This window comes from Clostridium sp. DL-VIII (assembly GCF_000230835.1).
GTDB lineage: Bacteria > Bacillota > Clostridia > Clostridiales > Clostridiaceae > Clostridium.
This window is the reverse complement of record NZ_CM001240.1, coordinates 88,479-110,776: the sequence shown is the minus strand read 5'-3', so window position 1 is coordinate 110,776 and position 22,298 is coordinate 88,479. Positions and strand designations below refer to the sequence as shown.

Annotated in this window: 21 protein-coding genes; 17 read left to right on the top strand and 4 right to left on the bottom strand. The window is 31.6% G+C overall.

Features of this window, described 5'->3' with window-relative positions; all coding sequences use genetic code 11:
* Positions 1–35 precede the first annotated feature (35 nt).
* From CDLVIII_RS00510 to CDLVIII_RS00470, 9 genes are all read left to right on the top strand, one after another.
* Positions 36–524 (top strand): MarR family transcriptional regulator, encoded by a 489-nt coding sequence (locus CDLVIII_RS00510; RefSeq protein WP_009167525.1) that lies wholly within the window; start codon positions 36–38, stop codon positions 522–524.
* A gap of 16 nt (positions 525–540) precedes the next feature.
* On the top strand, positions 541–1,071 hold the full coding sequence (locus CDLVIII_RS00505) for a methyl-accepting chemotaxis protein (protein WP_035301608.1): 531 nt from the start codon (positions 541–543) through the stop codon (positions 1,069–1,071).
* 120 nt (positions 1,072–1,191) lie between these two features.
* Entirely contained in the window at positions 1,192–1,662 is a 471-nt protein-coding gene (locus CDLVIII_RS00500) for a Fur family transcriptional regulator (RefSeq protein ID WP_009167524.1), read from the top strand.
* Between the two features lie 334 nt (positions 1,663–1,996).
* Positions 1,997–3,673 carry a peptide-binding protein gene (locus tag CDLVIII_RS00495; RefSeq protein WP_009167523.1) on the top strand — a complete coding sequence of 559 codons (1,677 nt, stop codon included), beginning with the start codon at positions 1,997–1,999 and terminating at the stop codon, positions 3,671–3,673.
* Positions 3,674–3,946: 273 nt separating this feature from the next.
* Positions 3,947–4,909 (top strand): ABC transporter permease, encoded by a 963-nt coding sequence (locus CDLVIII_RS00490; RefSeq protein ID WP_009167522.1) that lies wholly within the window; start codon positions 3,947–3,949, stop codon positions 4,907–4,909.
* A gap of 17 nt (positions 4,910–4,926) precedes the next feature.
* Complete coding sequence (gene opp4C / locus CDLVIII_RS00485; protein WP_009167521.1) at positions 4,927–5,766, top strand: oligopeptide ABC transporter permease; 840 nt, start codon at positions 4,927–4,929, stop codon at positions 5,764–5,766.
* A gap of 14 nt (positions 5,767–5,780) precedes the next feature.
* Positions 5,781–6,773: an ABC transporter ATP-binding protein gene (locus tag CDLVIII_RS00480; protein ID WP_009167520.1), complete on the top strand. Its 993-nt coding sequence runs from the start codon at positions 5,781–5,783 to the stop codon at positions 6,771–6,773.
* Complete coding sequence (locus tag CDLVIII_RS00475) at positions 6,766–7,758, top strand: ABC transporter ATP-binding protein (protein WP_009167519.1); 993 nt, start codon at positions 6,766–6,768, stop codon at positions 7,756–7,758. The genes CDLVIII_RS00480 and CDLVIII_RS00475 overlap by 8 nt, the downstream gene beginning before the upstream one ends.
* 20 nt (positions 7,759–7,778) lie before the next feature.
* The gene (locus CDLVIII_RS00470) at positions 7,779–8,489 is read left to right on the top strand and encodes a gamma-glutamyl-gamma-aminobutyrate hydrolase family protein (RefSeq protein WP_009167518.1); all 711 of its coding nucleotides are present in this window, start codon (positions 7,779–7,781) and stop codon (positions 8,487–8,489) included.
* A 96-nt stretch (positions 8,490–8,585) separates the two neighbouring features.
* On the opposite strand, the gene CDLVIII_RS00465 is transcribed toward CDLVIII_RS00470, so the two are convergent.
* The 3 genes from CDLVIII_RS00465 to CDLVIII_RS00455 all read right to left on the bottom strand — a co-directional run bounded on the left by CDLVIII_RS00465 (position 8,586) and on the right by CDLVIII_RS00455 (position 11,702).
* Positions 8,586–9,650 (bottom strand): galactose ABC transporter substrate-binding protein, encoded by a 1,065-nt coding sequence (locus CDLVIII_RS00465; protein ID WP_009167517.1) that lies wholly within the window; start codon positions 9,648–9,650, stop codon positions 8,586–8,588.
* Positions 9,651–9,824: 174 nt separating this feature from the next.
* Positions 9,825–10,988 carry an iron-containing alcohol dehydrogenase gene (locus tag CDLVIII_RS00460; protein ID WP_009167516.1) on the bottom strand — a complete coding sequence of 388 codons (1,164 nt, stop codon included), beginning with the start codon at positions 10,986–10,988 and terminating at the stop codon, positions 9,825–9,827.
* 480 nt (positions 10,989–11,468) lie between these two features.
* Complete coding sequence (locus CDLVIII_RS00455; RefSeq protein WP_144005353.1) at positions 11,469–11,702, bottom strand: hypothetical protein; 234 nt, start codon at positions 11,700–11,702, stop codon at positions 11,469–11,471.
* 203 nt (positions 11,703–11,905) lie between these two features.
* On the opposite strand from CDLVIII_RS00455, the gene CDLVIII_RS00450 reads away from it, so the two are divergent.
* Positions 11,906–12,553 (top strand): MBL fold metallo-hydrolase, encoded by a 648-nt coding sequence (locus tag CDLVIII_RS00450; RefSeq protein ID WP_009167514.1) that lies wholly within the window; start codon positions 11,906–11,908, stop codon positions 12,551–12,553.
* 145 nt (positions 12,554–12,698) lie between these two features.
* Positions 12,699–13,646 carry a 4Fe-4S double cluster binding domain-containing protein gene (locus CDLVIII_RS00445; RefSeq protein ID WP_009167513.1) on the top strand — a complete coding sequence of 316 codons (948 nt, stop codon included), beginning with the start codon at positions 12,699–12,701 and terminating at the stop codon, positions 13,644–13,646.
* A 69-nt stretch (positions 13,647–13,715) separates the two neighbouring features.
* Here CDLVIII_RS00445 and CDLVIII_RS00440 read toward each other — a convergent pair whose 3' ends face one another.
* Positions 13,716–14,336: a LysR family transcriptional regulator substrate-binding protein gene (locus CDLVIII_RS00440; RefSeq protein WP_242836045.1), complete on the bottom strand. Its 621-nt coding sequence runs from the start codon at positions 14,334–14,336 to the stop codon at positions 13,716–13,718.
* A 490-nt stretch (positions 14,337–14,826) separates the two neighbouring features.
* On the opposite strand from CDLVIII_RS00440, the gene CDLVIII_RS00435 reads away from it, so the two are divergent.
* The 6 genes from CDLVIII_RS00435 to CDLVIII_RS00410 all read left to right on the top strand — a co-directional run bounded on the left by CDLVIII_RS00435 (position 14,827) and on the right by CDLVIII_RS00410 (position 22,214).
* Positions 14,827–15,726: an AraC family transcriptional regulator gene (locus CDLVIII_RS00435; protein WP_009167512.1), complete on the top strand. Its 900-nt coding sequence runs from the start codon at positions 14,827–14,829 to the stop codon at positions 15,724–15,726.
* 475 nt (positions 15,727–16,201) lie between these two features.
* The gene (locus CDLVIII_RS00430; RefSeq protein ID WP_009167511.1) at positions 16,202–17,638 is read left to right on the top strand and encodes an MFS transporter; all 1,437 of its coding nucleotides are present in this window, start codon (positions 16,202–16,204) and stop codon (positions 17,636–17,638) included.
* Between the two features lie 312 nt (positions 17,639–17,950).
* Positions 17,951–18,487 (top strand): VapA/VapB family virulence-associated protein, encoded by a 537-nt coding sequence (locus CDLVIII_RS00425; RefSeq protein ID WP_009167510.1) that lies wholly within the window; start codon positions 17,951–17,953, stop codon positions 18,485–18,487.
* Positions 18,488–18,949: 462 nt separating this feature from the next.
* On the top strand, positions 18,950–20,947 hold the full coding sequence (locus CDLVIII_RS00420; RefSeq protein ID WP_009167509.1) for a methyl-accepting chemotaxis protein: 1,998 nt from the start codon (positions 18,950–18,952) through the stop codon (positions 20,945–20,947).
* Positions 20,948–21,107: 160 nt separating this feature from the next.
* A complete protein-coding gene (locus CDLVIII_RS00415) occupies positions 21,108–21,488 on the top strand; it encodes a desulfoferrodoxin family protein (protein WP_009167508.1) in 381 nt (126 codons plus the stop codon).
* 81 nt (positions 21,489–21,569) lie between these two features.
* Complete coding sequence (locus CDLVIII_RS00410) at positions 21,570–22,214, top strand: flavin reductase (RefSeq protein WP_009167507.1); 645 nt, start codon at positions 21,570–21,572, stop codon at positions 22,212–22,214.
* The last annotated feature ends 84 nt before the right edge of the window (positions 22,215–22,298 follow it).

Here is a 22,298-nt window from a genome sequence, read left to right as displayed (position 1 = left end):
TCCGAAGAAATTAATTTTAAAAGGAGGTTGTGATTGTGAAAACGGAAAATGCAAAATTCGAAATAGATTTAATAATAACTAAGCTTATAGCAGCCTTTGAACATATAAATAATTCGGTGGATAGTCATGAGGATGAAGTAAGAAGCTGGTTAATCAAATATGGTTATAAGGATCTTTACGATATGGGCTTAATGCTCTCAGAAATTCATACGATTAACTGCATTGGAAAAAATCAATTGACTAATGCAACATTTATATCAAAAGAATTAGGTATGACCAAAGGTGCCATATCTAAGATTACCAGTAAGCTGTTAAAGAAAGAATTGATAAAAGGAAATCACTTGGAAAATAATAAAAAGGAAATTTATTATACACTGACAGCAAAAGGAAAAGAAATCTTTAAAATACACGAAATACTCCATAAAGATGAACATGAAAAATTTATTAAAATATTAAGTAAATATGATAAAGAAGGATTAAACACTATAAATAGTTTTTTAGATGATTTAATAAGCGAGGTTTAAGAAGGAGAAGATAATTATGCAAGAGAATAACAATTTAATAAATAATAGAGAAATACAGGTTAAAGAATGTATTGAAACTATATCTAATCTATTAAATGAAATGAAGGGAAATATAGGTTTTTCAGAGGATGTAGCTAGCAGAGGAGATGAAGTGAGTAGTTTTATTTCAACTTTTGAAGGGCTTTTAACTCATACAAAATTTATAGAAAATATCTCATTGGAAATAAATGATGTTGCATCTAGAACTAATTTGTTGGCACTTAATGCATCAATAGAAGCTGCAAGAGCAGGTGATGCCGGTAGAGGCTTTTCAGTAGTTGCAGATGAAGTTAAAAAGCTTTCCATTGGAACAAAAGAATTGGTTTTAAGTATGAATGATACACTAAAAAAGATGTATTCTTTGACTGAGGAAGCAAATGCTGAAATAGAAAAATTAAAGAACAGGTTAAATAATATACAACAAGCTAGAAGTAACTTTTCTAAGGTAAGCAATGAAATGGATATTATACTTACAAAATTTGATGAATTAAAAGAAATCACTAAATAAGAATCATTAAGTAAAAATTATAATTCATTAAATATTTTATAAAATTTTTATAATTAGTTTAAAATAATTTTAAATAGAAATTTTATAATGAATTCATGAAATCGTGCGGGAGATGATATTATGAATCATTATTTAAATAATATATATGAACAATTAAAAATAGCAGGAATTGCGCTTACCTGTCAACGTAAGATTATACTACAAGTTTTATTTGAAAATAAAGATAATCACTTAAGTGTTGAAGAAATTTATCATTATGTTAGAATTAAAATTCCCGATACTGGTCTGGCTACAGTCTATAGGACTTTAGAATTACTATATCAATTAGGAATAGTGAGAAAATTAACCTTTGGCGATAATGTTGCTCGTTATGAGATGGTTTCAAGCGAAAGTGAACATAAGCATCATTTTATATGTAAAGAGTGTGGAACCATTATAGATGTAAAAGATGATTTTATAAGTATTTTTAATAATAGAATCAGCAATAAGTATGGATTTTATCTTACAGAGCAAAGCATAGTTTTTGAAGGTTTATGCTCACAGTGCTTAGAAAAGAACGCTACACTTATTGCAGGCAGCCAGCAAAATTAAAAGCAGCAACTGAAATTAATCCAGTTGCTGCTTTTTTATGTTATTTATATATTGATTATATAGAATACAGTCATTGATTTGGCTGTATTTATTTTATGTGCTATTTGTAGTTATAAAATGTAACAATTAGAAATATATATTAATTATTTTGGTATTTTATTGACAATTAAACAACCATGACATATACTAAACCTATAAAAATACTATGAATTTGATTTTTAAAATAATCAACTACAGATAGCTTGTACAAGAGAAAAATATCTTAGATAAACATAGTAATGTAGGTTCTTTAAGTAATATGCACATTATAAATTAATGAAAAAGGGGAGTAATTATGTTTTTTAGAAAAAATAAATTATTAGCTGGAATGCTTTTAGCTATGCTATCAATATCATTCTTAACTGGCTGCGGATCTACCTCTGCAGAAATACCAACTAATGCACCTTCAGCTTCGCAAGGTTCTGATGATGGTTCTGTACTTAGGTATGCAGTTGAATCTTCGCCAAAGGGACTATTTAATCCATTATTATCAAATACTACTTACGATAATAATGTAAATAATTTGGTATATTCACCATTGATTTTATTAGATGAAAATAATGAATTTAAACCAGGGCTTGCAGAGAAATATGAGTTTTCAGATGATCAGCTTACTTTAACCTTTCATTTAAGAAATGATGTTAAGTGGCAGGATGGAGAGGACTTCACAGCTGATGATGTAGCTTTTACATTTACAAGTATGGCTGATCCGAAGTATACAGGTCCAAGATTTAATGAAATTTCAAAGATAGCTGGAGCCCAGGATTATCATGATGGCAAGGCAGATTCTGTTAGTGGAATAAAGGTCATTGATAAAAATACAATAAGCTTTACTTATACTACAACCTATGCACCTGCACTATCTAACTTTTCACAGCGTGGTATTCTTCCAAAGCATATTTGGAGTAAAGTAAATATTGCAGACTGGGATAAACAAAGTGATTTGCTTAATAAACCAGTAGGAACTGGCCCTTTTAAGCTTACAGATTTTAAGCCAGACCAATATGTGGAATTAGCAAAGAATGATACTTATTTTGGCGGAACACCTAAAATTGATAAGTTCATCTTTAAAGTTACTAATGCAGAAACAGAACTTTCTGAATTAGCTAAAGGAGATCTTGATGTTGTAGAGCTTTCAAGCACTAAGGAAGAAGATTTAAAAACCTTGAAAGATGCTGGTATAAAGATTGAAGAAAAACCAAGTGCAAACTATCAATTTATGACTATGAATAGTAACCGCGAATTTTTTAAAGATAAGAGAGTTCGTCAGGCAATCACTTATGCTATAAACAGAAAAGGAATTGTAGATAGCTTATTGGGTGAACATGGACAAGTTATAAATACACCAATATCTCTAGCTGGCTGGGCTTATCCAGAATCAGGACTTAATAGTTATGACTATAGCATTGATAAAGCAAAAGAGCTATTAAAGGAAGCTGGCTGGAATGATAATAGTGGAGTTCTTGAAAAAGATGGCAAGCAATTTGAAGTAGATTTAATGGTACCAACAGGAAATAAAATACGTGAACAAAGTGCTCCAATCATTCAACAAAATTTAAAAGATGTTGGTATTAAAGTTAATATAAGCACTATGGATGTTGCATCTGCTATGGATAAGACTAAGGGAGAAGGAGATTATGACATGGGTCTTCTTGGCTTTACCTTAGAAGTAGATCCAGGTGATGCAGATCGTTACTGGTCTTCAAGTATTGCAAATGGATCACAATTTAATTTCTCGAACTTTATCAATGCTCAAAGTGATGAGCTAATTGAAAAAGCTGCAACTACAATTGACAGAAATCAGCGTAAAGAGATTTATGCTAAGTGGGGACAATTACTAAACGATGAAGTACCATATATTTTCTTGTATTCACAAAATGCTATTCATGCATATAATCCTAAATTACAAGGCTACAAATACTCAGCATATTCAGTATTCCCAGATGTTCAAAACTGGTCAATTTCAAAATAAGGTTAAGCCTTAATAAAGCAAAATCCACTGTACATTTGCTGGAAGGATTTTTATTAAAGACATGGTAAAAAACCTCCATAATTTTAATATATATGTTGCAATAATAAAATTATATTTGGAATGGCTATAGGCTAAGTAGATATCTCGATGTAAAATGCATAAAACTAATTGCAACATATATAAAAATTTTAATTATAAGAATAGAAGTAAAAGTATGCATTAAAGCAAAAGCTTTGGTGCATACAATTTTTATATAGGAAGGACTGAGATTTCTTGAGAAAATATGTTTTTAAGCGGTTGATACAAAGTATTCCCGTACTCTTTGGTATTTCTATTATTGTATTTATCCTTGTAAAGATGCAGCCTGGAGATCCATTTTCTTCTATGATGGATCCTAATTTAACAAAAGAAATGCAGAAAAAAATGTTAGATGAATTAGGATATAATGATCCTATTTTAATTCAATACTTTAAGTGGCTGCTTAGAGCGCTTCAAGGAAATCTTGGATACTCAATTCAATTTAAGCAGCCAGTATTAACTGTTATTGCAAGTCGTTTAGGAAATACGGTGATTTTATCTTTATGCTCTATGATACTTAGTATTTTAATAGCAATTCCATGTGGTGTAATAAGTGCTACAAAGCAGCGCACTAAAACTGACTATGTCGTTACAGTTTTTGCTTTTATGGGACTATCAATTCCATCTTTTTTCTTTGGAATGCTCTTGATTAAAATATTTTCCGTAGATTTAGGCTGGCTCCCGATTTCAGGGATGGTCAGTACTGGAGTTAATTTAAAAGGCTGGGCAGCTGCTTTTGATATTGCAAAGCATATGATACTGCCAATGATAGTGCTTGCTCTTATAAATACAGCAAGCTTAATGCGCTATACCCGTTCAGACATGATTGAAATACTTAAAACAGATTATATACGAACAGCTCGTGCAAAAGGGGTTAGGCGTAGAAGTATTATTTATCAGCATGCTTTAAAAAATGAATTGCTGCCTTTAATCACAGTAGTAACCATGCAGATACCTGCTTTGCTGTCTGGAGCACTGCTTACAGAAACAATTTTTGTCTGGCCTGGAATTGGAAGATTAAATTTTAATGCGGTTATGAGCCGTGATTATCCACTTATTATGGGGATAGTAATGATGGTTGCAGTGATCAGTTTATTAACTAATTTATTAGCAGATATACTTTATGCCGTAGTTGATAAGCGTATTAACTTTGATTAGAGGGAGGTGAAATACAGTTGAAGCATACAATTTTACATAGATTTTTAAAAAACAAGCTGGCAATGCTTGGGTTTATTCTTTTGAGCTTATTTATATTAGCAGCAATCTTGGCACCTGTATTAGCTCCTTATTCAAGGGATTCAATAGATTTAATGAGTATAGAAAGTCATCCTGGCTTAAAGCATCTTCTTGGAACTGATGAATTAGGCAGAGATGTCTTTACAAGGCTGCTTTATGGTGGACAGGTTTCTTTGGGAGTTGCTCTTAGTGCAACTATAATGCAGCTGGTTATAGGGGTAACCCTTGGCTGCATAAGCGGATTTTATGGGAAATGGATTGATAATATTATCATGCGTATAGTTGATACTGTTATGTGCTTTCCATTTTTTGTAATTGCAATTTCAATTGCAGCACTAATTGGACCTAGTGCCTGGAATGTTATTTTGATTATTGGCTTGCTTCAGTGGACAGGCGTAGCTAGAATTGTACGCGCTGAGATTTTATCTCTTAAGCATAGTGAATTTATTGAAGCAGCTCGTGCTATGGGATTTAGCAATTTTGAAATTATTCGTAAGCATTTACTACCTAATATATTATCGCCGGTCATTGTAAATGCAACCTTAAGTGTGGCTCAAGGGATTTTAATGGAAGCTGGCTTGAGTTTTTTAGGACTTGGAGTAAAACAACCACAGCCAAGCTGGGGGAATATATTATCTGCGGCCCAAAGTATGCGTGTACTGCAAAATGAATGGTGGTTGTGGATTCCTGCTGGATTATTGGTATTTCTCTCTGTCTTATCAATTAATTTTGTTGGCGATGGACTTAGGGATGCTCTGGATCCCAAAATGAAGCTTTAGGAGGTGCAGATCATATGAATTCACAAAATCTATGTATTAATAATCTATCAGTCAGCTTCACCAGTGATAATGGTAAGGTAATTGCTATAGATGATGTAAGTCTTTCTCTTGAAAAGGGCAAAATATTAGGAGTAATTGGAGAATCAGGCTGTGGCAAGAGTACACTTGCGTTATCAATAATGAAGCTTTTGCCAGAAAAAATAAGTCAAATTGAAAAGGGAGAAATCTTATTTAATGGAGAGGATTTAAGCAAATTTTCAGAAGAGAAACTTGAAAGTATTCGTGGAAATAAAATCTCTATGATTTTTCAAGAGCCAATGACTTCATTAAATCCATTATTTAAAATAGGGAGGCAGATTGGAGAGCCGCTTAAGATACATAAAAATCTCCATGGAAGTGAGCTTAAGAATAAGGTAATTGAACTTCTTAAGACTGTTCATATTCCAAATCCAGAAAAAATTTATAACGCTTATCCACACAATTTAAGTGGAGGTATGAGGCAGCGTGTAATGATTGCAATGGCTTTAAGCTGTGAGCCTGAAGTTTTAATTGCCGATGAGCCAACAACTGCTTTGGATGTTACTATTCAGGCTCAAATCTTATATTTATTAAAAAAATTGAATCAAGAAGTTAATACATCTATTTTATTTATTACTCATGATTTGTCAGTAGTAGCTGAAGTTTGCGATGAAGTTATAGTACTATATGGAGGCAAGATAGTAGAGCAAAGTGATATTTATGAATTATTTGATAATCCTAAGCATCCATATACAATCGGACTTTTAGAATCTAAGCCTCTAAACTTAGTAAATGGAGAACAGCTCCCAAGTATTCCAGGAATGGTTCCAGCTTTATCTAATATGCCTTCTGGCTGTCGTTTTAGTACCAGATGCAGTAAGAAGTTTTGTGAGAAATGTGTAAGTGAGCAGCCGCCATTGTTTAGAATTAAGGATAACCATAAAGCAGCATGCTGGATATATGATGAGGAGGGAAAGAATCTTGAGTGATATCATTTTAAAAGTAGAGCATCTTAAGAAAAAATATATACTTGAAAGAACTTTTTTAGGGAAAGAAAAAGTTGTTTTAGATGCAGTAGATGATGTTTCATTTTCCATTAAAAAAGGAGAGAGCTTTGCCTTAGTTGGGGAATCCGGATGTGGAAAATCAACAACAGCAAGAAGTATTTTAAAATTAATAGAAGCTGATGGGGGCAAAGTCACATTTGAAGATAAGACTTTATTTGATATTGAAAATAAGCAGGCAATTTCTAATAAAGATATGTCTAGTTTACGAAAAGATATGCAGATAATTTTTCAAGACCCTTATGCCAGTTTGGATAAGAAAATGAAAGTTGGACAAATTGTATCAGAAGGCATTGAAAAGCATAAACTAGCATATGGGAAAGATGCGCTTAATATGGCAGAAGAATATTTGAAAGTTTGTGGTATAGATAAGGAAGCTTTAGGTCGCTATCCTCATGAATTCAGCGGCGGCCAGAGGCAAAGGATTGGAATTGCAAGAGCGTTAGCTGTTAAGCCTAAATTTGTGGTAGCAGATGAACCTGTAGCTGCTTTAGATGTATCAATTCAAGCACAGATAATAAATCTGCTTAATGAACTAAAAAAGCGTTATTCATTAACATTTTTATTTATTTCACATGACTTGGGAGTTGTAAAATATTTTTGCGATAGAATTGCAGTCATGTATCTAGGAAGTATAGTAGAATTAGCAAGCGGGAAAGATTTGTTTGAAAACCCAATGCATCCATATACAAAAATGTTATTAGAATCTATACCCGTGAGTCATCCAAGATTACGAAAGCAGAGATTAAACTTAGAAGTAGAAGAGTCGGAAATATCACAGGAAAACAGGAAAGCTGGATGTAAATTCTGCAGCCGCTGCTCATATGCGAGAGAACGCTGCAGGCATGAAGCACCTGTTATAAAAGAAGTTAGTAATGGACATTTTCTGGCATGTCATTTATATGACTAAGTTGAAAAGGGGAGGATAATATGAAACCTGTTATTGGTATTACAAGCTCTATCAAGAAAGAGACGTTTAGGGTGTATTCCAATGTTGGATATGAATATATAGAAAAGATTGAAAAGGCTGGAGGAATTCCGCTAGAGATTCCAATATTAATTAATTCTGCAATTGAAACGCTGGATAATTTAGTTGAGTCTCTTGATGGGATCATATTTACTGGTGGTGATAATATAGATTCATTATGGTATGGTGAGCAGCCGTTAGTAGAGCAGAGTATAGAAACTAAATTACGCAATGAATTTGAGAGAGCTTTATTCTTTGTGGCAAAGAATAGGAGAATACCGATTTTAGGGATTTGTAGAGGAAGTCAGCTGATTAACGTTTTGCAAGGTGGAAGTCTTTATCAAGATATTAGTAAGCAGATAAATACTAAAATTGATCATAGCGGCGTTGGACGAAAACTGGAAGAAAAACATCATTTGGTCTTTTTAAGGAAAGATTCATTTCTTACAAAGGTTTATAAAAAGAATGAGCTTTTAGTAAATTCATTTCATGTTCAAGGTATTAAGGAGCTCGGTGAAAACTTAAAAGTCACTGCTAAAAGTGAGGATGGTATTATAGAAGCAATAGAGTATAAGGGCGATTTTTTTATGCAGGGAGTACAATGGCATCCAGAAGGATTGGACGATAATCTGCCTCTTTTTGAAGAATTCGTCAGTATTTGTTCAGCTAAATAGAAGATTAAAAAATAGCTTAAGAATATAAAAAAGAAAAAGGAACCAAAAGAATTAATGCCAGTAGCTAGAGTGAATCTAGTTACTGACATTTTTACGTTATTTTTTTATATATGCATCATATGAATATGGAACTTCAATTAATTTGTTCATAAGGGAATAGTTTGTATTTTCTATTGGATTTAAACCTTTAATTAAGTTAGTACCAATATCATAAAGAGCTTTAACTAAAACATTTGGATCTTGAGAGACAGTACCAGTCATAAATCCGTTGTCAATAAGTTCTTTAGCCTCTGGCAATCCGTCAATTCCAACAACTGCTATATTTTTTGATTTATCTCCTTTGTTATAGCCGTATTTTTGTAATGCCTCAATAGCACCTATTGCCATAACATCAGTATTGGAGATTACTGCTTCGATTTTATCATCGTAGTTTAAAAATATAGAGTCCATGGAATCTTTAGCTAAATCCTTTAACCAGTTATCATTTGCTGATGCAAGCTGTTCTATTTTTATTCCTGCATTATTAAGTGCTGAAATAAAGTATTTCGTTCTGGAAATTGCAGTAGGGCTATCCATTCTACCTTGTAAGATAACATATTGCAATATATTATCACCATTTTTATCTAGATCTTTCTTATTAGTATTCCATAGATTAACTACTATATTGCCTTCAGCAGTACCAGCCTTAGCAGAGTTTGCTGATAAAAAAGCGACTCTCTTACAATCTCTGGAGATATTTGATACTACTTCAGAAGGAATCCCTAAAAAAATCATTGGAATATTTTTGGGCTTAGTTATATCAAGAGCCATATTTACAGCATTTTCGCTAACATCTGCTAAATACACAATAATTAAATCAACTTCAGATTCATCTTTAGAAAGAAGATCTAGTGTCTCATTCTGGACGCCTATACTATTTTTTCCGTCATAGAAAGTAAAGTGAACTTTAGTTGGATTTTCCTTTTCTATATTTTCAAAACCTTTTTTTAGATGCAGCATATATAAATCATCGGCATTAAACAATAAGAATGCAACATTGACTAGCTTTTCAGAATTAGAGTTTGAGACTTGGCTTGCATATGCATTATTTTTATAGTTATACATTAATGTAAAAGTCATTATGATTATTGTAATAAATAGTATTATTCTCTTAAACAACATTATATTAGCCTCCATAGATTTTAATTTATAATACTATGTTGGCTTTTGATATAAATTTTATTCAATATTAGTTTTATTGATTATAGATGTTCATATGTTTACCTTTTGTGCTACAAATAGAAAAGGAATCCCTTTACAGGAATTCCCTCTATAGATTTATATATTATATAAATATTAAAATGCAGCCTTAAAAATATTAAGAACATCATTTTCATCTAGTGGCTTAAATGCATATTTAAATGATGGATTCACAGCTTTTTTAGCCATTATTTCTAACTTTTCTTCTTCAATTCCAACTTCCCTTAAGGTTCCTGGTATTCCTAGTTCTTTGAAGAATTCTGATGTTTTTTCTATTGCTTTATTAGCTATTTCAAATTTATCTAAATTTTTATCAATTCCCCACACATTTATTCCATATTGTGCAAATTTAAAAACGGTATTATCATCTAAAGAATATTTCATCCAATGTGGTGTTAATATTGCAAGACCAACCCCATGTGTTATATCATAAAATGCACTTAACTCATGTTCCATAGGATGTACAACCCATGGTGCTCCTGTTCCATAAGAAATCAAGCCGTTTATTGCCCAGCTTGATGCCCACATTAAATTTGCTCTTGCATCATAATTATTAGGTTCTTCTATTGCTATTTTACCATATTTTATACAAGCTCTAAGTAATCCTTCTGCTGTACTATCTTGAATATCTACTCCTTTTGAGTGATTAAAATAAGTTTCAAAAATATGACTCATGATATCAGCTGTTCCCGCTGCTGTTTGATTTTTAGGTACTGAATAAGTATATTCAGGATCTAAAATTGAAGCCTTTGGTTTTAAATTTTCATGAGCTGTTCCAAGTTTTTGATTTGAAGTCATATCAGAAATTACGGCAAATGAATCCATTTCTGAACCTGTAGCTGATAATGTTAATATACTAACTATAGGCAAAACTTTATTGATTTTTCCAGGGTTAGTTACTAAATCCCATGCATCACCATCATATTTTACTCCTGCTGCAATCACCTTACTGCAGTCAATCGTACTTCCGCCTCCAACTGCAAGAACTACTTCAACATTATTTTCTCTACAAATTTGAACCCCTTTTCTAACAGTTTCAATTCTGGGATTTGGTTCTATTCCTGAAAGTTCAACATATGATATTTCATTATCATTTAGGATTTTAACCATTTCATCATATAAACCACTCTTTTTAATACTTCCGCCTCCATAAGCTATAAGTACTTTATTTCCATATTCTTTAATTGCTGCTGCAAGATTTTTTATCTGCCCTTTTCCAAAATAAATCTTAGTTGGGATTGAATAATTAAAATTTTCCATTACGATTCTCTCCTTAATTAATTTAAAATTTATAGATAACAAACTTTGAACTTACACTTAAGCGATAACTTACCTAAATTATAAATACTTTTGTTCTGAAAAACTATTAAAATATCGCTGAAGATATTACTTTAAAGTCTTAGCAAATTTGTAAATATGTTTATCTAATAAGTCAAATTCGTAAATTGGTTATCTATAGTAATTATTTAAACTATATAATCACTTGTAAGTTAATACTACCCCTTTAAGTTAACTCTAAGTCAAGTGTTTTTTGGATGTGGATTACAGGATTTCATATTGATAACAAAACATATGCGTTATTATAATTCCAGAAATATAAGTGTTTTCCCAATTTCATGAGTTTTAATCTCACTAAGGAACCCTATACAGGTTCCACAATGGGAACTAAATATATTATTTATAATATATTTTTATATACAAATATGACTATAAAAATCGATTTTCATCTTTTTCATAAATCTAATTATTATTAATGGGATTTGAAATCATAACGTTTCTATCTATGACTTGAACTTTTTCTCCATTTACACTTAACGATCTTCCATTTAGATTGTAAATAATAAATCCAATGTCTTTATTATTATCCTTATATCCATAATCTATTACCTTAAATTTTATATCTATTTTATTCTCATAATTTGTTACTTTTATTTTATAATTATTAAATTCTCCTGCTTGATATCTATAATTCAAAATTACTAATTTTACTAGTAGATCTTGATATGATATCATTATAGGAATGAATGTTAAATTATAACAAGTTAGGTAATTGAAAGTATATTTTATAGATAAAGAAATTAAGAATTTGATTTTTGACTTGTCACTGCTTTATTGTTACCTTAACTTGTATATCTATAATATTGATATGTAAAATTTGAATATAAGGAGAAAGGGCTATGATGCATACGGAAAAAATAAAAAACAGAGGAATTTTATTTACATATGAAGGTTTTTCAACATGGGATCTTAATATTTATTTAATCAAGGGTGAAAAATATAATTATATTATCGATACAGGCTTAGGTTCTTTAAGCGTTGAACCAATTAAAAAGTACCTGGAAAATGACTCTAAACCAATAATTGTGATAAACACTCACTATCATTGGGACCACGTCTGGGGAAATGGTTCATTTGAAGATTGCTTGATTGTATCACATAGATTGTGCCGAGAAAAGATTGAATCAGAGTGGGAAGATATGCTGGATAATAACAAGCAGTACTGCTATGGAGAAGTTAAAATGATGCTGCCAAATTTAGTTTTTGAAGATGAACTGTATTTTCCCGATGATAAAATCAGATTATTTTATACTCCTGGACATACAATTGATTCTATAAGTATACTGGATGAAAAAGAAAAGATTCTCATAGCTGCAGACAATATTGGAGACAATATGGAGGAGCTTCTTCCTGAACTTTGCTGTGAAAAGGAGATTTATATAAATTCTCTTAAAAAGTATGAGAAGATGGATTTTGACTTATGTGTATCAGGACACAATAAGGTTTTAAAAAAAGATGTAATTGATCAAATATTAAAAATGATATAAAAGCAACAATATAGATATTCAACTTTTAACTTAAACTTATGTGGTGATTAACTGAAATTACACACAAAAAGTTTAATATAACACTGTTAAGGTAAAGCGGAATAGGCATTAACTAATAGTAAAAAAAGGTGAGGTGTTCAAATATATGAGTGATATTACTAAGGATTTTATTAATCAAATTGAAGCACATGGATTTAAAGCAGGAATCATATCTATTAAGCATATGGACGAAATACAATCAGATATAGAAGCTGTAATGAAGAATTATAAGGATGTTAGTACTCACATAGGTAAGTACTTAAGTGGATTTGTTTATGATTATATGGACGAGCTTCCAGATGCCAAATCCATTATAGTCATAGCAATGCCCCAGCCAATGAGCAGGATATATTTTACCTTAGGAGCTAAAAAAAGAGCAGTAATAATGCCTCCAATGTATTTATTAAACTCAAGTGTTGAGGGAGAAAAGCAGCATAAGAAAATATGTGAAGTAACTTCGATTGTTGAGAATATTCTTTTAGAAAAGAGCTTCAAGATGCGTAAAATTAATCTTCCATGCAAGCTTGTAGCCTCAAGAAGTGGACTTGGGTCTTATGGGAAGAACAATGTATGCTATGTAAATAACGAAAGCAGCTTTTATTGGATGGGAGTATATATATCGGATTTACCATGTGAAGAGGATTCTTGGCAGGAAGCAGAGATTATGAAGGCATGTACAAATTGCGATTTATGCGAGAAAAATTGTCCTACAGGAGCAATAGCTAATGATAGATTTCTAGTGCATGCAAGCAAATGTGTTACCTTGCAGAATGAAAGCACAGAAGATTTTACTGAATGGTTAAACTCAAAGTGCCACAACTCTATAATAGGGTGCATGAGATGCCAGATTATATGTCCCGTAAATAGGAGCAATATTAATGACATAGAAGATTTAGGAGAATTCGATGAAGCAGAAACAAAAATGATACTAGATAAGACTCCATTACATGAACTTCCAGAGGCAACTTATAAAAAGATTGAAGTAATCAATTTTACAGAATATTATGAGTTACTTGCACGTAATTTAAATGCTTTAATAGGTAAATATAGATAAATGACTTTATGTGTTAATTTACAGAAATCACATAAAGTTTTATTCCACAGATAAGAATGTATTTAAATTTTATAGGTTTTTAGGTATATCTATCTTTAGAAATTCTTCCATTGCTCTTGTGAGATATTTACCTTTTTTAGTATAAAAGTATACATTACGAGAAGTATTATCTTCCTCCAGCTTATAATAGACAACATCAGAATCTGATTTAGTGTGTTTTATAAGAGTGTCACTTAAAAAACTAATCCCCATTCCATAACAGGTAAGGTTATAGGAAGTAACTAATTGATCTAATTTTAAGATTATATTAGGGGAAAAGTTGTGATGCTGGTATATTTTTCCAGCACGCTTGCGTGAATCATTTCCAGACCTCAAAAATAAAAAAGGCTCATCCTTAAATAATTCTAATGGAACACTAGGGGTAACTGGGTCAAGGTGCTTTCCTTGTATAATATCGTTAGAGGTTAATTGATATTCTTTAGCTGATTTGTTAACTTCAAATTTTTGAGGAACAGCTAATATTAAGTGTTCATTGCAATACTTATGTTTAGAATATATGCTTTCATTAAATTCATAATTATCAATGACTAAATCTAAGGTACCAGAGAATAACTGCTGTTCTAAAAGAGCAGTATTAGCTTCTACCATATGTATTGAAACCTGCGGAAAGCTTTCTCTAAATTCAGTGATAATAGGAGGAAGAATATAAGATGCAAAAAGATTGCTCCCGCCTATAGCAATATTTCCTGTGCATTGAATGAAATTTTAGATCCATTTAATATGACAGAGCAAGGGATATCTGGGAAAAAGTCAAAAGTATTAATTTAATTCATGACTATTAGAAGCATTAAAGTATTAATTTATTGAGGGTAGATTTATAATATTGATGAACTAACTTTTTCAGAACCTATATAGAATAAAGAGCACCATTCATGGGATAATTATGAGAGGATGCTCTTTTTTGTTGTACTAGAAAATTATAAGATTTCATGAACTTAAAAAGCTCATTAATCAGTAATTAGAAAGGTTTTAATTGATAATTGACGATAATTGTTAACTGTAAATTGTTAATGGTATTATTAAAAGCTAACTGCTATAATTATTACATTATTAAAGATTAAAACTTCGTGGATGATTAGATTAAAACATAGCATAGTAGTAATAGTTTGAGGTGGAAGAGATGGAGAAGAATTTGATAATCGACGAGAATATGTACGGATATACTTCAGGAAATTATAGATTACCTCCTATTCATATAGAACATTGCTTTGCCAATGGAAGTGAGAGTGTTTTTCCCCCTCATTGGCATGAGCAGCTTTTATTGATGCATATAAAAAGGGGGACATTAATACTCAGGTGCAGGGAACAGAGAATTTTAGCAAAGCAGAATTCAATTATTGTTGTAAATCCAAATGAAATACATTCAATGGAGATTTTTGATTCAGATTTAGAGTACTATTTGTTAAAAATTGATATTTTGATGCTTTTAGGAAATCAGCCTGATTTGCAGCAAAATATGTATACAGAGCTGCTTTTAAAAAACCGCTTACTGTTTGAAAGTAAGATTACTAATGATGACTTTTTCTTTGGAATCATGGAGAATATCACTAAGGAGTTTCAGGAGAAAAAGGAAGGGTATGAGCTTGTATTAAGAGGGCTAAGTTATCAGATATTGGCGACTCTTTTGAGAAAGTATACAAAGGCAGTTCCGGATAAATCAGAACTCGACATGCAGTATAGAAAGTTAAATCAAATTAAGCCGGCTATTACATATATGGAAGTGCATATGGCGGAGAAAATCACCCTTGAGGAGCTTTCGAAGGTTACACATTTAAGTCCTAATCACTTCTCAAGAGTTTTTAGAACTGTGTCTGGACTTTCACCAATGGAATTTTTAAATAGAATGCGAGTTCAAAAGGCTGCCCAGCTTTTGCTTAATACTGATAAAACCATTACTGAAATTGCAATGAATACAGGATTTAATGATGGAAATTATTTTAGCAGATCCTTTAAAAAATACAGAGGCGAAACTCCTAGTGAGTTCAGAGAAAAGTACATAAAAGAATTAGAAAATATATAAAAGGATTAGGCAGGCAAAATACTTGTTTACAATCAGCTCATTATGATAACTAAATCAAACTTGTAATTCTAAATTTATGATTAAGATGCTATGAAGAAATATAATATATGAGAATAAGAAAGACATTCTAATAAGGCACATGAAAATAAATAACGAGTCCAAAATTGCGATGGATATTTTGCATCAGGGCAGGAAACAAAATGCCATTATAGCAGGACTATTATGGTATTTTGTTGACGCAGCATGATGCTAAATAGCCGTGCAAGTGGACTTGCTATTTATTTGATAGTGCATAATAGAGTGTCTTTTTTGCATGATAAGATTATGCTACATTTTGAGTGAATAATTCATGCGTATAAAATCCAGCTATGATAAATTTATCATAGGCACATGAAAAACATTTGCTTTGATCAAATGCAAATCCTAGTGTAGCTTCAGGAGCTTTATTTAATCAAAAACATAAGGAGAAATTAATATGGAAAAAACAAATAGATCAAGTTTAAAGAAAACAAGTAGCGGATTAGTAATTTTTGCTCTAGCACTTACAACTCTTATTTCAGCTATTAATACTAGTATTGTAAATATAGCATTACCAACTATAGGAAGCGCATTCCATGCCGAGTTTTCAAGTTTACAGTGGATAGCACTTAGTTATCTTCTAGCGGTTACTTCTCTAATCGTAGGTATAGGACGAATAGGGGATATATTTGGTAAAAAAAATATTTTTGTTTATGGAATTATAATTTTTACTGTGGCGTCCCTTTTATGTGGAATTTCAACATCAATTTATGAACTTATTATATTCCGAGGTTTGCAAGGAATAGGTGGTTCAATACTTTTAACATTATCTTTCGCCATTATAGGGGATTTAGTTTCTAAAGAAAAGCTTGTGGAAAGCATGGGAGTACTTACAGCAATGCTGCCTGTAGGATTTGCCCTTGGACCATCCCTTGGAGGTTTCATAATAAGCTTACTTGGATGGAGATACCTATTTTTTATTAACATACCACTTGGAATTCTTGCATTAATATTGGTTATAAAATTTGATGGAGTTCCAGGAGCCGAAAAGAAACAAAAATTTGATTTTTTAGGTATGCTAATATTAACTTGCACACTTATTTGTTATGTTCTTTCTGTAACTCTAGCAGAAGGACAAGGATTTAGTAGTGAAGTTATTGCACTTGCTCTTGTGGTGATCATTGGAATAGTAGTATTTATATTATTAGAAAAAAATAGAACTTTCCCTTTGATAGATTTAAAGCTGTTTAGAAACAGTGAGCTAAGTTCAAGCCTTATTATAAGTATATTAGTTTATACAGTTATGTCAGGGGCTGTTGTTATTCTTCCTTTTTATCTTCAACAGGCAAAAGGATTTACAACATCAGAATCAGGGTTATTAATGATGACTGGGCCTATAGGGTGTGCAATTTTTACACCTATAGCAGGAAAGGCTGCTGAACGCTTTGGGAACTTTATTGTTATGATATTAGGAATATTGGCTATGAGTTTAGGGTCATTATGGATGGCAACTATGGGTTTATCTTCAAGTGCTGTTTTAATTGGCATAATATCGTTCGTATTTAATGGCAGCCTAGCATTTTTCCAAACACCTAACAATGCTGCTATTATTTCTATGGCAAAACCTGAGCAACGTGGACTAGCATCTGGTCTTCTTAATTTATCACGTACTATCGGACAAACTACAGGGGCTGCAGTAATAGGTGCAATATTCTATTTCTTTAATAAAACTAAATCAATTCAAAGTTCAAATCCAGTGAATATTGTAGCTGGTATACACAATACTTTTTTGATTGCAGCAGTGATAGTAGCTTGTGGATTAATTATCGGATTAGTAACTATTCGATTAAAAAAGGATGAAACAACGTTTAGCTTAGAAGAAGAGGAAGCTTAGGCACAATCAAAAAAATAACAGACCAGTATGCTTGCCTATTTTGTGTCATACTGCATCAGCAAATTCTACTAATAGACCCGCTATGAGCAGAATTTACGTCCTTGCCTGACGCAAAATATGCGTCGCATCTTTGGTCTATTATTTTCTTTCATGTGCTTTAACTAGCAGCTACATTCCTTTTAATATTGAATATAAAATACTGTTTTAAATACGTAATATCTCACTACATATGTACCAATTCAATTTGATTAACATAAAATGATTATAACTGGGACTATTCACAGAATATAATCATGCGGGGGAACATGTGATATGAAAGAGTTTATTAATGTAAACACCGAGTATTTTAGAGGTTATATGGCAGGATATACAGCAGCCACAGCAAATTTAGAAGATGATAGTAAAAGTGGCGATGGTTTTGGTAGTGATAGTGTTTTTGAAAAAGTATTGGAAGAACTTGCTGGTATTCTGAGAGATAAATATAACTTGAGTTTCTGCAAAGCTGCCAGTGTCATAAACGATATTAAGGCAGCAAAAAAGGGATATTCTGCTAGCTATGATTTTCAATATCTAACTTTTTATGAACATTGCATTGTGGAGTGTAATGGAAAGCAATTTACTGGTGATTGTTCAGAAGTTTCATTAGGTGGAATTACCGGTGCAGCTACGCTTTACACAAATGATTTTAATAAGTTGTGTAGTGATACATCATCATTTTTGATTGTGTCTAATCCATCATCGTATTTAGAAATATGCTTCTTTGATAATGATGTAAATTATCTAGGGGATTTACGATATGGATTACCTAGAACTGCTGGAGTTTCTGGCTGCTCTGGTAGTTGGAATTAAGATATTAAAGCTAGAACATTATTTAAAAGCATAAAAGAGTACCATTCATAGGGGTAATTATGAATGGTACTCTTTTCTATATTTAAGGGGTAAATATTTATGAAAAAAAGATTTTATCAAATCTATGATTTTATTATAGCTAGCTATTGTGTCAGTATGATGACAAAATTTACAACGCATTACTATTATTTTAGAAAAAACATGCATGAAATTTAAAGCGAAATAAAAATGATGATTTTCACACTACTTTTAAGCAATCAGAATACAGTATTCTCATAGCAAGTAAGTGAAAATACAGAATTGATATTAAATACATATTTAATAAAATTATACAATACAAGAAAATGTAATAAATATCTATCCAAAAAACAATGTAAATGTTATAATTCTACAATAAAGACATGTTTCCTACAAGTTTTTAAAAAGATCAAGAGGTAAATAATTAATTCAGGGGGAAGGCGAATGAAATTAAGGAGTAAATTAACTATCAGCTTTATTATTTTTGCTATAATACCTTTAGCTATAGCTAGTATTATAGTTGGATTTATTGTGCAAAACTACAACAAAAATGATGCATATGAAAGGTTAGATCAGGAGATAGCATTAGCGGAAAATTCTATAAGTGGAAACATGAATATGTTAAAAAGTGTTGCACTAGATAGTCAGAATGATGAACTTTTGTATAGTTATTTAAAGGATAGTTCATCAGAGGAATTAAAGAGTAAATTAACAGAAAGATATAAAAAATTGTCCGATCAATATAATGTGTTAGCAAATGTAATCGTTTCTGGGAAAGATAAACAAGCTCTAATAACATTGCTGACTAAAGATACTGATATAAGCCAAGCTAAAGATAATAAGCCAAAGGCGATTGATGTAGCAGAGAAAACAAAACAACTATCATATTCAGGTATTAAACAGAGTACATTTAATGGAATGCCTGTATACAATATGTGCATGCCAATTTTAGATGAAGAAAAACAAATACTAGGTTATGTAATATATCAAATAGATTTACAAAAGTTATCGCAAGAGTATATTGCTAATACTAAAATCGGAAAATCTGGGTATATTTTTGCCATAGATGGTGAGGGCACAACAGTACTGCATCCAAAGGGTGAAGAAATCTTTAAAAAGGGTATTTTAGATACAAGCATTGGCAAAGAGCTTTTAAGTAAAAAGACGGGAAATGGTGAGTATGAGTATAATGGCGTAAAAAAATTAATCTCATATAAGGAAAATGCAGAATGGGGTTTAATATACGCAGCTAACATTCCTACTTCGGAATTAACAGTAGTCACTAGTACTGTAATAAATTCAATGCTCATTATAAGTGTGATTGCATTGGTTGTTTCAGCAAGTATGGCTGCATTAATATCAAAAAGCTTATCAAATCCAATTAACGATATTGTAAAGGTTATGAAAGTTATAGCACAAGGTGATTTCACAAATAAAGTGGTTGTTAAGAGCAAAGATGAAATAGGGATTATGGGAAGCAGCATAAATGATACAATGGACCAATTAAGAGATTCAATATCTGGGGTAAAGGATAATAGTTCAAATGTAGGAAGCTTATCAAATGCTCTTGCAAGTAATTCAAAAGAAATGGCAACTTCAGCTAATGAGGTAGCTTCAGCAATTGAAGAAATAGCAAGCGGAGCTGTAAATCAAACACGGGAATTATTGGATGTAACTAAGCAGCTAGACCTGCTTAATGCTGAATTAGATGATATCGATACTAAAATTTCTAATGTAAATATAAGCAGCAAAGATGCAGAAGATAAAGCAGCATCAGGAAAAGACTACATTGAATCTCTAACAATATCTATAGATGAGGTGAAGCAGTCTTTCTCACTGGTAAATAATAAAATTAATGAATTAGGTAATTCTGTAAGCAAGATAGGTAAGATAACTGATTCTATCAGCGAAATCTCTGAGCAGACCAATCTTTTAGCTCTAAATGCTGCAATTGAAGCTGCAAGGGCTGGAGATCAAGGGAAAGGCTTTGCTGTAGTTGCTGAGGAAGTAAGAAAATTAGCTGAAGAATCCAGCAAGGCTTCAGGTGAGATTATGAACCTTATAACATTAGTAAGCAGCAGTACAAAAGAGGTAATTGATACTTCAAGACAAATGGATGAGCTAATTGGAGGACAGGCAGTCGTTGTAGGAAAGACCATTCAGTCATTTGACAGTATATTAGATTCAGTGCAGAAGATAGCTCCAATGGTAGATGAAACCTATAATGCAGTGGAAAATGCAATAAAAGCCAAAGATGTGGTTGTTAATAAAATTGAAGGAATAGCATCAGTTGCAGAAGAAGTATCTGCATCAACTGAAGAAATATCAGCTTCAGCAGAAGAAATGTTTGCAACGACAGAAGAAGTTTCAGGCATAGCTTCAAGATTAGATGATTCAGTAAATGATTTAATAAGCAAGGTTGAAAGATTTAAAGTAGAATAATTAAACGATGATGAAATAAAGAGTGTCATTTATGATGGTAAATGAAAGGCGCTCTTTATATAAAAAAATAAATTAACAGAAGATTTTGAATTTAGTAAAAAATAAGGTATAATTTAGATATAAATATTTAAATTATATGGGAGATGAGGAGGAATTTATAATGAAAGAACAAAATTTTTATGTTTGTAAGCGCTGTGGGAATATGGTTGAATCTTTAAAGGAATCTGGAGCAAAGATTATATGTTGTGGTGAACCAATGGTTAAATTAGAACCAGGTACAGTAGAGGCAAGTGTGGAAAAACACGTTCCAGCTGTAACATATGAAAATGATATTGTTAAGGTTGAAGTTGGTTCTGTATTACATCCTATGATAGATACACATTATATCGAATGGATTTTAGTAAGAACAGAAAATGGTGAACAAAGAAAAGTATTAAAACCTGGAGATGAACCAAAAGCAGAATTCTGCTTATGTGGGGACAAGCCTGTTGCAGTTTACGCATACTGTAATTTACATGGATTATGGAAGGCTGAGATTTAGGAAATTTAATTAATAGTGAAGAAAAGTAAGTAAAAAATATACTTACTTTTCTTTCTGTATATCGAAAGGAAGTCGATAATTATGAATATGAATGCATTCTTTAGTATGTCATATGGAGTTTATGTAATTTCTACGTGGGATAATGGAAGAGCAACTGGCTGCATAGCTAATAGTGTAATGCAGGTTATGGCTGAACCAGCTACAATTGCAATAAGTATAAGTCATGATAATTACACAAATCAGTGCATTGAAAAGAGTGGAAGATTTGCAATTTCTATTTTAGGAGAAAATTCGGATCCATCAATAATTGGAGTTTTTGGATTTAAGTCCGGAAAAGATGTTAATAAATTTGATTCTATAGAATATGCTATTAAAGGAAATATGCCTGTTGTAGCTAAGAGCTGCTCTTATATTACCTGTGAGGTAATCAATAAAATGGAGACAGATACACACACTGTTTTTCTAGGAAAAGCAATAGAGGCAGATGTTCTATCAAATGATACAGCAATGACATATGATTATTATCATAAAGTTATAAAAGGAAAGAGTCCTAAAAATGCTCCAACTTATATTAAAGAGGAGAAGCCAGTGGAAAATAAGGCTGAAAAATATGTGTGCAGTATATGTGGTTATGAATATTCAGGAGATATACCGTTTGAAGAATTACCAGATGATTACACATGTCCAATATGTGGACAGCCTAAATCAGTATTTAAAAAGCAATAATATATTAAATGGAATTAATTAAATATAGAGTGCCACTCATATTAGTCTAAATGGTACTCTTTTTATCATATGAGAAAAATCTAT

Coding starts and splice junctions, on each gene's coding strand:
- CDLVIII_RS00505 (WP_035301608.1), top strand. CDS start 541: ATGCAAGAGAATAACAATTTAATAAATAATAGAGAAATACAGGTTAAA.
- CDLVIII_RS00500 (WP_009167524.1), top strand. CDS start 1,192: ATGAATCATTATTTAAATAATATATATGAACAATTAAAAATAGCAGGA.
- CDLVIII_RS00495 (WP_009167523.1), top strand. CDS start 1,997: ATGTTTTTTAGAAAAAATAAATTATTAGCTGGAATGCTTTTAGCTATG.
- CDLVIII_RS00480 (WP_009167520.1), top strand. CDS start 5,781: ATGAATTCACAAAATCTATGTATTAATAATCTATCAGTCAGCTTCACC.
- CDLVIII_RS00470 (WP_009167518.1), top strand. CDS start 7,779: ATGAAACCTGTTATTGGTATTACAAGCTCTATCAAGAAAGAGACGTTT.
- CDLVIII_RS00465 (WP_009167517.1), bottom strand. CDS start 9,650: ATGTTGTTTAAGAGAATAATACTATTTATTACAATAATCATAATGACT.
- CDLVIII_RS00460 (WP_009167516.1), bottom strand. CDS start 10,988: ATGGAAAATTTTAATTATTCAATCCCAACTAAGATTTATTTTGGAAAA.
- CDLVIII_RS00450 (WP_009167514.1), top strand. CDS start 11,906: ATGATGCATACGGAAAAAATAAAAAACAGAGGAATTTTATTTACATAT.
- CDLVIII_RS00445 (WP_009167513.1), top strand. CDS start 12,699: ATGAGTGATATTACTAAGGATTTTATTAATCAAATTGAAGCACATGGA.
- CDLVIII_RS00435 (WP_009167512.1), top strand. CDS start 14,827: ATGGAGAAGAATTTGATAATCGACGAGAATATGTACGGATATACTTCA.
- CDLVIII_RS00430 (WP_009167511.1), top strand. CDS start 16,202: ATGGAAAAAACAAATAGATCAAGTTTAAAGAAAACAAGTAGCGGATTA.
- CDLVIII_RS00425 (WP_009167510.1), top strand. CDS start 17,951: ATGAAAGAGTTTATTAATGTAAACACCGAGTATTTTAGAGGTTATATG.
- CDLVIII_RS00420 (WP_009167509.1), top strand. CDS start 18,950: ATGAAATTAAGGAGTAAATTAACTATCAGCTTTATTATTTTTGCTATA.
- CDLVIII_RS00415 (WP_009167508.1), top strand. CDS start 21,108: ATGAAAGAACAAAATTTTTATGTTTGTAAGCGCTGTGGGAATATGGTT.
- CDLVIII_RS00410 (WP_009167507.1), top strand. CDS start 21,570: ATGAATATGAATGCATTCTTTAGTATGTCATATGGAGTTTATGTAATT.